This is a genomic window from Streptomyces sp. NPDC019890, assembly GCF_044903445.1.
In the GTDB taxonomy this organism is placed as follows: Bacteria; Actinomycetota; Actinomycetes; order Streptomycetales; family Streptomycetaceae; genus Streptomyces.
Genome location: NZ_JBJDQK010000035.1, coordinates 1 through 9,345, shown reverse-complemented (window position 1 = coordinate 9,345; position 9,345 = coordinate 1). Strand labels below are relative to the sequence as shown.

Below are 9,345 nucleotides of genomic sequence, written 5' to 3'. Positions count from 1 at the left end.
CCGGCATCGGCGCTGCTCGGCTGAACGGGCGCGCCTTACGAGACCCCGGCCAGACAGAGCCGTAGCGCCGCAACGAGGTCTGGCGCCCTGGTGCTCCCCGGCCGACGACAACGTACGAGGCGACGGCCGCTCCCGGCGTGCCGGTGCGGGAGTGCTCGGCCGGGCAGCGCGACTCCCGGCGTGACGATCAAAGACTCCGGGCCCAACAGACGTCGCAGCGGCGCCACTTCCTGACCGGGAGGTGTTGGCGGCGATTGTGTGGGCCAAGCCCGATCAGCCTCCAGACGGCCACTGCGGCAGCGAACCGATTCAACCGGGGGCCGATCCGCAAAGGTGGTGATGGTGGGGTTGGAGGTGCTGGCCGACTGCGGGTGATCAGACGGGCTGGTGTGCGTCAGGCGACGTTGAGGGCCTGGCGCGCGGCACTGATGATCCGGTGCGCATCGGCGCCGTACACGGCGGACTCCCGCAGCGTGCGCCAGGTACGGCGGTAGGTGTTCACGCTGGGCTCGTCCTCGATCCACAGTTCCGAGTGCCACGTCTCGACGATCACGCGGCTGTCGTCGTAGATCCAGAAGGCCGTGGCGGGCGGGATCTTGAGTGACGCGCTGAACGGGATGATCCCGAGTTCGACCGTGTCCAGACCGACGGCCCCGGACAGTCGGTCGAGCTGTGCGGCCAAGACCGACGGCGGGCAGACCAGCGCGCGGAGCGCGGCCTCCCAAAGGATCAGGTAATAGCGCTTCGCGGGGTCGTACAGCGCCTCCTGACGCTTGATCCGGGACCGTACGGCCTCCTCGGTGTCCCGGGGCAACTGCTGGAGTTCGGCGTACCGACTGAAGATGTGCCGGGCGTAGTCGGGGGTCTGGAGAATCCCGAAGATCATGGACGACTCCCAGCCACGGAACACGGACGCGTCGGCGTGTGCACCGAGGTGGATGTCCTGAACGGCCTTGTGACCCGAGGCCAGTTGCCGCCGCCATGAGCGGATGTGGGACTCGAACCCCCTGAGCCGGGCGAGCAGTTCGTCATACGCGTCCGGCTGGCCGGTCGCCTCGGCCCACGCGCGGAGGTCGTCGGGGGTGGCGGTCTGCCTGCCGTTCTCCAGCTTGCTGACCTTGGGCTGCGGCCAGCCGAGCTGCCGGGCCAGTGCGGAACCGGTGAGCCGACCGTCCGGGGCCGTGAGCCTCAGCTCACGCAGCCGGACGCCAAGTGCTTCGCGGGCCTGCTGGTAGTCCGTGGTCACCGGTTCCGCTCGCTGCTACTCGGTCGCGGACAGGTCCGCCGCGAACGTCTCGTACGGGATCGCGTAGTGCCAGGCGGCATCCCGCACCTGGGCGTACCGGTTGACCTCCACCGGCTCCGTGACCCGCTCAACGTTCACGAGGTCGTCGGCGTCGTCGAAGTTGAGCCGGGCCACGAGCCGGGAGTCGAAGCTCCAGAAGTCTTCTTCGGGGAGCTGGAGCCTGTCGGCGTCCACGCGCCAGAGCTGCCGGATGTCCTCGCCGACGGCACAATGATCACCTCGCTGGTGTCGAGGTCTTCGTGCACGGCGGGGCAGCCGTTCACGCCGCTCCCGGTGCCGTTGAAGCGAAGCCGTCGGGCCATGATCAGTTCCTTTCGCCGGGTCCTGATCCATTCATGATCAACGTGCTCAGCGTCGGACGGTACAGCTACGCCGCGCCCTCGTGGACATAAACGCCTATAGGCGGCGTGGTCTCGCGAATAGTCGAGTATAGGTGCTGACCCTCTCAACTGGCCCGCGATCACGCTGAGTTCATGGTCACAGCGCAGCAAGAACCGGACACCACGGATGTCACAGCGGCCGTGGAGGCTCTGCGGGAAGCACTGACGGCAGCGAAGATCGTGCTGCCGTCGCTGGGGGCGGACAGGGCATCGCCCTCACTGAACCTGATCACTCTGGGCCGGGTGCGTGCCGACGTCGCTATCCGGCTCGCCGACGTCATCCGGCGGGGGTGCGCATGAACGCGTATACGCCCGAGATCCACGATCTCGTGTTCGATGAAGCGACGCGCAAGGTGGGCCAGGTCACGGGCCGTGTGGGTCCGTGCTGGCAGCTCCGTCCGCCCGGCGGCGGACGGAAGTGGGACGCGTCCGGCCCACTGCGGCCCGCTACGGCGGCGGAGAAGCTGTCGGCGTGTGTGGCCCTGGTCAACGCCAGGAGCCGGGGAGAGCTGCCGTGAGCGCGCCGACAGCGACCGACGACCGGACGCTGTCGGCGGAGTGCACCCTTGCCCAGCAGCCGACCTACGCGGATGTGCACCGCGAGTGCCGCCAGACCGAGGATGTGCCGCTTCCGCACTCGAACGGCATCTTCCTCGTGGCCCGCTGCGGGTGCCCGTGCCACCGCCGGGGCGGTGCGTCGTGAGCGACGTCTGCCATGCCGGCGACGAGGTGATCACGGACGCGGCGGATGCCGACCTGGTCGCTATGTGCTGGGCAACTCCGGTCCTGGCTGGGACGTCTACGCCCACCGTGATCATGTCGATGACGTCGGGATGATCGACCCGAACCTGCTCCGGATCATGACGCGTATCTAGGCCGTCAAGATCGCCGCCAGCCGGAGACGTAGCGCGTCCCCAACAACGCGAAGCCTCTCCGGTGTTGAGTCAAGGCGGGGCGAGCTCTTTCCGACCTGCAACCAGGCCGAACTGGGCAGCATTCAGGAAGTCATGAGCACGGTGCTGGAGGCGTCCGGCAAGCAGATCGACCTTCTCAACGTCGGCCGGAGATCCCATGGCTCGCCACAAACTGGCGGGAGCAGTGGCGGACGGGCAACGGCCCGAAGCCCAGCAACCAGGCTCGCAAGCCCCGGCTTGAGCCGCATCACCCCAGCGAGGACGGGCTTCACTTCACGAATCAGTACGAGCTTGAGCTGTACCAGGTGCTCAAGAAGCGGCAGTCCGGTCTGCCGGACAGTGAGACCATCGGGATCACGCCTCTCGGTGGCATGCGGGTGTTCGCAGGCGTGTCCTCGAATTTCCTCATCACGTATCGCGGACGCGTCGCCGCCATCGAACTCGACGGCCCGCATCACAGGGACCGCGCCGCCGCCGATCACCGCCGCGATCGGCAGCTCCGGCACGCAGGAGTGAGCTTCGTCGAGCGTCTGAACGCGGAGGATGAACACCCTTGCCGAGGTTGATAAGTTCGTGGATGACTTCCTGGCCCAGTTCAGGCGGTAGGCAGAACGGAGCCCGGCCGTCCACCCTCCGGCCGGGCTCTGCATTGTGTCGTTGATCAGCCGGCCCGCCGGTCAGGTGGCGGTCGCGCTCTTCCCCTGGCCTGCCGCAACGCAGCCCTCACTGGTCGCCAACCGGCAGGCCCTGGCGCTGGTGAACTGTGTTGGTGATCCCAGCGCAGCCATACCTCGGGCAACAAGGCTGGCAAATCGTCGGGTCGGTGCCGGTAGATGTTGCAGTACAGCGAGTACAGGTTGTCCTGACCAGGTGATTCCTTGGGCAGGCTGGCCCGCATGCGCTCAAATAGCGACGATCTGGCATGTTCGCTGTCCGTGATGCCGTGCTTTTGACTCTTGCGAGATCGCTCGCGCGGCCCCATGCGCACCCCGATGAGGGCCTGGCTGTCGCGGCGCCAAACCCTCACGGAGCTGCGCCCGTACGCGGCCTGCACCACCGCGATCGCCTGCCGGACAGCAGGCACACCAGTCATGAGGCGCGGTGGAAGACGGCTCGCCTCTGACGACGCCCCGCTGGTTGCCGCCGCACTGACGGCGGCCCGAGCGCGGCGGCCCCGGCCGGCGCGCAACACTGGGCGAGCGCGCCCCGATTTTCGGCTGCGTCCGCGCCGCCCATCCCGCCCGCCGTTCTCCTTCGATCCAGCAGGGACATGGGCGAAAGCGGAGGCAATGGGGATGTCAGACTCCCGACCACGCCCGTACGTCCGTGGTGACCTGCACGAACTCCAGGACGGAGATTCGGCTCGCGCAACACTTGGCGCAACGGGTAGCCGCAACAGATGTCGCGGGCAGGCCTGATGAGGCAGTCACGGGGCAGCGGCGTCCTGCGGTCGGTGACTGCCCACGGACCTGGTGCTGGTCGCCGGTCGCGCGCACGAGCAGGTCCAGCCCATTGTCCAGGGCGAGCCGCAGTTCCCTCCCATACTCCGACGCGTCACGGGGCGGTGAGTCCAGGAGAGCGGCACACCGCGCCACGACCGGTGCGAGCCGCCCGTGTGAGACCTCCGGGCCGGCCTGCCGTACGAGAGCCTGTCCGAGGACGTCGCCGAAGCGATCGGGATGCGGCGGCCCGGCCGTTCGTAGCCACACGCGGGAGCGGGCCTGGTCTAGCTTGGAGGCCGGGCCCGCTCGCGTACTGCCGTACTCCCCCAGCCCGGCGGCCGCGAACGAGGGGTGCGGGCTGCGGCTGGCGATCGACGACGTGCTGCACCTGGTTGTGCGCAGCCCGGCCTAGGAGCAATGCTGTTGCGTTACCGCGCTGAGGATCTGGGTGGGTGGACGACGACGGCGTCGGCTGGCGCTTTGGTGGGCTGGGCCAGGTGTGGTGTTCGGCCCGCTTGAGCCGGTAGTTGGACATCTTGCGTTTGACGACGCGGGGCGGCTGCGGAGCCGTCGGCGTGGCAGAGCCGGTCCAGAAGGGTTGTCTGAGTGCGTTGACCAGGAGCTCAGAGGGAAAAGACGCCTGGTGTGGTGGTCACGCTGCGCCGGGCGGCGCGCAGGGTGTCGGTGAAGGACAGCCGGTCGGGATCGAGGCCGCGGGCGGCTGCGGTTCTGCACATCAGCTCGCGCAGGGCGTGATGGACCAGCAGATGCGCCCAGATCTGTTGGCGCACTCCTTCGGGAGTCTTGCTGGTCAGCACCACTCCGGGGCCGCGTTGATGGGTTTGATCTCGCCGAGTACGGATTCGATCTCCCAGCGTTGCCCGCAAAGGTTCCGACCCCAGCCGTTTCCGGGCTCAAAACAGCGTGGACTTCGCGGGGATGTGCCAGTTACCCCACAGCCCCGCTCCGCGCAGCCCCTCTACCAGGTGCCGCAGCACTTCCAGATAGGGAGCGGCGAGAACAACGCCAGCCTCAGCACGAAATACACCACCAGCCGTGCCGGGAGCAGCCGTCTGCGCTGCTCGACCCGGCCGCACGCGGCCACCACCCGGTCCACCAACCCCGGCGGATACACCCAGGTCAACAGCCCCAGACCCGATTACTCCGACAAACGCTCGGCCACCGACACCACCCCCGGACACCACCACAGCAACCTACGCCCGGATCTAACACAACGGCATTGTCCCTAGGGCTCGCAGAGAATTGACTTGTGGGCTCTGGGACTTGACGCCCCACGTCAGCATGGTGCCCGCACGCACGTTATTAATCTGCGAGCCCTAAAGGCAGGGTGAGGGCTGCCTTAAGGCAGCCCGATGAATCTCGTTGAACTGTGCTTCCGGTGTCTCAGACCCCTAGCGTCGATGGCGGATGGATGAGATTCCGCGGCCGAACGTGGCCCCGGGCGCCGTGTCTGCGCCATGGGCAGCCACCCCACCGGAGCAGAGGTACAGGCATGAGTTCTGAGCACCGCGCAGAAGGCATTCGGCCGCGCCCTGATGGCGCCCACCGACGGCCCCGACCGTCTCGCAGGCCACGGCTGCGCCCCGCACTGACCGTGGGCGCCGCCCTCACGGTCACCGCCTTGGGCAGCAGCACCGCCTTCGCCGACGACACCGAGGGCCTCGCCACCGAGAGCCTCGTCGGGGAGCCGCTGACCGAGGAGCAGTTCGCGAAGCAGCTTGAGGCCGCCCTGGATGATCTGCAGAGGGCATCCGGCCGCAGCGTATGGGAAGCGGCGCGCGAGTAGCGCTGCGCGTGGCAACAAGCGTGATCTGAGCGCTTGCTCCTCCCAGGTGCCCCCTGCCGCGCTCGGAGCGCAGGCGCATTTGCGGAGAGGGCAGCCAAGAGTGTGTCGACTCTCAGCCTCAGCACGGCCGAGTCAGCACCGCTGACGACGAAGGACAGAACATCGCTTCCGACCGCGTTCGCAATCCGGACGTCAACGGAGTGAAGGGCGCCGACCAAAGGATAGGAGTACCAGGTGCTCGGATCCTCGTCATCGGTCGTCTCAAGGCCGAGACCGACGATGTCCCAGGCGGCGTCGTCAGGGTCCTGACCGACGTACTCCGACAGCAGGTCCAGGAAAGCTTCGAGATTGCCCCGCCATATCCAACCGCCGATCTCATGCCGTACGGGCCCGGCCATCTCCTCTTCCCCCGCCTCCGTGACCGGGCCGGCGCTCACAGCATGCTTGTCATCGAAACTCAGGCGCACGTTGGCCCAAAGGTCGAGACGTCTGCAGGCACGCTCGGGGTCGTAGGAAGCAGTGGGCAGTTGAGGAATGCGCTTGCGGCCGGTCTCATCGAGTCGATAGGGCACCTCAAACGCCGTGCTCCACTGGTCGAGGTCATTGGAGAACCGCTCTTGTGCCGCTGAGGCCTCGATGCCGAGGCATCGGCCGATGACCTCCCAGGAGCTGCCGCGCTCACGCTCGTACACCACGGCGCTGACCAGAAGCCGTCCCGCACGTCGGGACAACTCCAAGGCCTCGCTGACGCGACCGCCGGGACCGGCATAGAGGTCGTAGCGGGTGACCGCCAGGCCGCCGGCCGTCTCGGAGAGACCTACAGCCCGGTCGGAGAGCACCAGGTGGGCAAGCGCCTCCCGGGAATACGAGCTGCGTTCGTCGCCATAAGGAGTCGAGTCGGCCACGGACCCGAGCATTCCAGGCACGGGCGCGTCCAGCACGCAGTTTTTCTCCGGCCCCGAGTTACGCCGCTGAGCACTACCGGCGGCGACGCGAAGGAAGACCGGCACGCCGCCGCCCAGCGCAACCTCTTCAAGCGCATGATCGGCCAGCTCTACCACTGCCTTCAGAGCGAACTCTTCGACGAGCAGTCTGCGTTCCCCGCATCCCCTGTGCTCGCGGTCAATGCGGGTTGATCGGAAGCAGTTCCCTCATGCCTTCCGGCAGCTCGGGGTCCTCGCGCCAGGCCGCGGTGATCGAGATGAGGGCCTCCCACGACGCCTCGGCGACGGGTCCAGGGCGACCTGTCGCAAGCTCGGCATACAGCCGACTGCACAGGTGGGATGTGACTTGATGGAGGGCCCCGTTGACCTCCGCCACGCGCGCCAGATCGGACCCAGCGGCGTGCGGCGCCTCTCCGTTGAGGCGGATCGTGGGAGCCGCGGCAGCGTATGTCCGTAGTAGATGAAGTCGCGCAACGCGACCACCTGGTCCCACGTCGGCAAAGAGCGTTGGACAGAGGACTAGGCGGCTTCTTTCCGATCATCGGATCGTTGGCCTGGTGTGCCGTTGACTGACGCGCAGTGGGCGCGGATAGAGCCGTTGTTGCCGGACCGGACGCCGAGGCGGGGCGGGCGGTGGCGTGATCACCGGCAGGTGATCGACGCCATCGCGTGGAAGTTCCAGACCGGGTCGCAGTGGGTGCACCCGCCCGCCGAGTACGGCTCGTGGAAGGGCGTCTACACCCGGCTGCGAAAGTGGGCAATCAACGGTACCTGGGGGCGGGTGTTCACTGCCCTGCTCACCCAGGCCGATGCCGAGGGCGAGTTGGATTGGGTTGTCGCAGTGGACTCCACGATCGTGCGTGCCCACCAGCATGCGGCTGGGGCCCGTATAAAGGGGCCCCGGCCGGCGAGCCCGCCGACCAGACCATGCCATCGGGCGCTCCCGCGGTGGGCTGGCCACCAAGGTTCACTTGGCGGCGGATGGGCGTTGTCGGCCGCTGTGCCTCGTCCTCACGCCTGGCGGGCGGGTGACGCGCCCGCTTTCGAGCACGTCATGGCTGGGCTGCGTGTTCCGAGGGAGGTCGGCCGCCCGCGCACTCGCCCGGTGAAGGTGCTGGCCGACCGCGCCTACTCGTCCCGGGCCATCCGCGAGCACCTGCGAAGCCGCGGGATCAGGGCTGTGATCCCACAACCCGCCGACCGGATCGCCAACCGCAAGCGCAAAGGCCGCCGCGGCGGCCGCCCTCCTGGCTTCGACTGCGAGGCATACAAGCAGCGCAACACCGTCGAACGATGCATCAACTGCCTGAAGAACTGGCGCGGCCTGGCCACCCGCTACGAGAAGACCGCCACCATCTTCAAAGCCGGCCTCCACATCGCGGGCATCTTCATCTGGTCAGCGAGATGATCCGGGGGTCGGCTTCGGGCCTTTCCGCAGAATCGGCGCGCCGGGCGCTTTAAACGCAGGGGCCGGGCGGCCGAGGGCTCGAGGTGGAGCTGCTCGATCGCCTCGATCACGAAACAGGCAAGGTGGTCCTCGGGCAGCCAGTCGCGCAGGTCAGGGGGCTGCAGGGGTGCAGCAGCGCTTGGTCTCGATCGCATGTGAGGATGTTCTGTGGCATGCCCCGATGGTCCAAAACGGCCTGGACAGCAAAGGTTTGTGCGACAGCCTCCTCGAGAATCAGGTGCCAGAGTTGTCGACGAACCCCACGATATCGAGATATTCGATTTTGGGCGGGACGCCATAAATCCCCGTCACCTTGTCGACGAGCTCCTCTGTGAAGAAGGCGCGGGCTTTCTCCTCGTCATCCCACACGTAGAAGTTCCTTGCCTGAACACCGTCTTCGTCGAGCATGAAGCTCTTGAAGCGAAGGCCGGCCATGCCTTCGAACGGTCCTCGGAGTTCGCCGGCAATCTTTGCGATAGTTGAACGATCGAACTTGTCTGTCTGCGCGAAAGTCACGAGCACGCCGATCATCGGGCCTCCTATCGATCGAGTGATGCTAGCGGCGGATCCTAGTACACGCGGCCGGAAATTCTGGTCGTCAGGCCGCGAGTCGGAGGTGCGGCTCGCGGTCGGCGATGCGGGTCAGGAGCGCGTCGAGCTTTGCGTGCGTGAACGCCTGCTCGAACGGGCGGGCGATTTGGCGGTGCAAGGACACCTGTCTTCCCCCGCGCCCCGGCGGCCGGGCAATAGCCCTGCCTCCCGAGGGCTTGCTGATCCGGAAGAAGCGGCCTAGGCCGTTCGGCCGCGCGGTCAGTCGTCGTAGTCGATCCAGATACGGCCGTGGTCATCCACCTCGGCCCCGCGGATCTGACCGTCGACGATCGCCCCGTTCACGACCACCTCGACGTCGTCTTCAACGTCGATCCACAGCACGCCGTCGTCACCGGTGAACGCGGACCAGATCGTCCCGTCCGTGTTGACGACATACACAGGAACACCGCGACTCAGTGGGCGGCACTGGCCCAGGACAGCTGGGCCGGCTACCTCGCGGCCCAGCAGACCGCCACGCCTCATACCTGAGCTGAGGCGCTGCCCAGATCCGAGC

11 protein-coding genes and 1 pseudogene are annotated in these 9,345 nt (G+C 67.3%); 5 read left to right on the top strand and 7 right to left on the bottom strand.

The genetic code is table 11. From position 1 onward, the window contains the following. Nucleotides 1–394 precede the first annotated feature (394 nt). Both ACI2LP_RS33400 and ACI2LP_RS33395 read right to left on the bottom strand, forming a co-directional pair. A complete protein-coding gene (locus tag ACI2LP_RS33400) occupies nt 395–1,246 on the bottom strand; it encodes a helix-turn-helix domain-containing protein (RefSeq protein ID WP_404728289.1) in 852 nt (283 codons plus the stop codon). Nucleotides 1,247–1,261: 15 nt separating this feature from the next. Next, nucleotides 1,262–1,513: pseudogene (locus ACI2LP_RS33395) on the bottom strand (DUF6879 family protein); the annotation flags it as partial. 266 nt (nt 1,514–1,779) lie between these two features. Between ACI2LP_RS33395 and ACI2LP_RS33390 the strand changes: the two are divergent. From ACI2LP_RS33390 to ACI2LP_RS33380, 3 genes are read left to right on the top strand one after another with little or no spacing between them, the layout of a single operon-like run. Beyond that, the gene (locus ACI2LP_RS33390) at nt 1,780–1,986 is read left to right on the top strand and encodes a hypothetical protein (protein WP_404728288.1); all 207 of its coding nucleotides are present in this window, start codon (nt 1,780–1,782) and stop codon (nt 1,984–1,986) included. Next, nucleotides 1,983–2,204, top strand: coding sequence for a hypothetical protein (locus ACI2LP_RS33385; RefSeq protein WP_404728287.1), 222 nt, complete (start codon nt 1,983–1,985; stop codon nt 2,202–2,204). The genes ACI2LP_RS33390 and ACI2LP_RS33385 overlap by 4 nt, the downstream gene beginning before the upstream one ends. After that, nucleotides 2,201–2,389 (top strand): hypothetical protein, encoded by a 189-nt coding sequence (locus tag ACI2LP_RS33380; RefSeq protein WP_404728286.1) that lies wholly within the window; start codon nt 2,201–2,203, stop codon nt 2,387–2,389. The genes ACI2LP_RS33385 and ACI2LP_RS33380 overlap by 4 nt, the downstream gene beginning before the upstream one ends. A gap of 294 nt (nt 2,390–2,683) precedes the next feature. Here ACI2LP_RS33380 and ACI2LP_RS33375 read toward each other — a convergent pair whose 3' ends face one another. From ACI2LP_RS33375 to ACI2LP_RS33365, 3 genes are all read right to left on the bottom strand, one after another. Then, nucleotides 2,684–3,151 carry a hypothetical protein gene (locus tag ACI2LP_RS33375; protein ID WP_404728285.1) on the bottom strand — a complete coding sequence of 156 codons (468 nt, stop codon included), beginning with the start codon at nt 3,149–3,151 and terminating at the stop codon, nt 2,684–2,686. A gap of 1,514 nt (nt 3,152–4,665) precedes the next feature. Then, a complete protein-coding gene (locus ACI2LP_RS33370) occupies nt 4,666–4,860 on the bottom strand; it encodes a hypothetical protein (protein ID WP_404728284.1) in 195 nt (64 codons plus the stop codon). A gap of 161 nt (nt 4,861–5,021) precedes the next feature. After that, nucleotides 5,022–5,186, bottom strand: a complete 165-nt coding sequence (locus ACI2LP_RS33365) for a transposase domain-containing protein (protein ID WP_404728283.1) — start codon at nt 5,184–5,186, stop codon at nt 5,022–5,024. 498 nt (nt 5,187–5,684) lie between these two features. Between ACI2LP_RS33365 and ACI2LP_RS33360 the strand changes: the two genes are divergently transcribed. Continuing rightward, on the top strand, nt 5,685–5,849 hold the full coding sequence (locus ACI2LP_RS33360; protein WP_404728282.1) for a hypothetical protein: 165 nt from the start codon (nt 5,685–5,687) through the stop codon (nt 5,847–5,849). A gap of 1,503 nt (nt 5,850–7,352) precedes the next feature. After that, entirely contained in the window at nt 7,353–8,201 is an 849-nt protein-coding gene (locus ACI2LP_RS33355) for an IS5 family transposase (RefSeq protein WP_404728281.1), read from the top strand. A 273-nt stretch (nt 8,202–8,474) separates the two neighbouring features. Here ACI2LP_RS33355 and ACI2LP_RS33350 read toward each other — a convergent pair whose 3' ends face one another. Next, nucleotides 8,475–8,771, bottom strand: a complete 297-nt coding sequence (locus tag ACI2LP_RS33350; RefSeq protein WP_404728280.1) for a hypothetical protein — start codon at nt 8,769–8,771, stop codon at nt 8,475–8,477. Between the two features lie 279 nt (nt 8,772–9,050). After that, nucleotides 9,051–9,230 (bottom strand): hypothetical protein, encoded by a 180-nt coding sequence (locus ACI2LP_RS33345; protein ID WP_404728279.1) that lies wholly within the window; start codon nt 9,228–9,230, stop codon nt 9,051–9,053. Nucleotides 9,231–9,345: the final 115 nt, after the last annotated feature.

Bases quoted from the DNA above. Each gene is read 5' to 3' on its own strand.
- ACI2LP_RS33350 (WP_404728280.1), bottom strand. From the start codon at position 8,771: ATGATCGGCGTGCTCGTGACTTTCGCGCAGACAGACAAGTTCGATCGT.
- ACI2LP_RS33390 (WP_404728288.1), top strand. From the start codon at position 1,780: ATGGTCACAGCGCAGCAAGAACCGGACACCACGGATGTCACAGCGGCC.
- ACI2LP_RS33385 (WP_404728287.1), top strand. From the start codon at position 1,983: ATGAACGCGTATACGCCCGAGATCCACGATCTCGTGTTCGATGAAGCG.